Source organism: Pseudomonas sp. JV245A, from assembly GCF_032424515.1.
Taxonomy (GTDB): Bacteria; Pseudomonadota; Gammaproteobacteria; order Pseudomonadales; family Pseudomonadaceae; genus Aquipseudomonas; species Aquipseudomonas protegens.
In genome coordinates this window covers 1-315 of sequence record NZ_VYKE01000611.1, presented here as the reverse complement: position 1 = coordinate 315, position 315 = coordinate 1, and the positions used below count along the sequence as shown (strand labels likewise).

General features: G+C 68.6%; 1 protein-coding gene. It reads left to right on the top strand.

What is annotated here, in order from left to right; translation table 11 throughout:
* The coding region (locus F6S12_RS33275; RefSeq protein ID WP_315870057.1) for an AraC family transcriptional regulator ligand-binding domain-containing protein at positions 1–315 on the top strand (315 nt) is incomplete at both ends.

The window sequence follows — 315 nt, the reverse complement described above, 5'->3', positions numbered from 1 at the left end:
CGCCAGTGCCTGAACAACTTCGGCCTGTTCCTGCGGGACGTCCGCGCCAGCCTCAGCCTGCGGGGCAAGCGTGCGGTGATCAGCCTCGACAGCCGCTGCGCCGACCCGCTGCGCAGCCACTACGCCGAGGAAACCCTGCTGGTGCTGATCATCAGCCTGCTGTGCTGGCTCGGCGGGCGACGGATTCCCATCGACCGTGCCGACTTTCGCCACTCGCGCCTGAGCCTCAGCGACGATGCGCTGCTGTGGGGCAGCAACCTGAGCTGGAACGCCGGGCGCACCGAGATCGAATTCGCCAGCCGCTTCCTGCGCCTG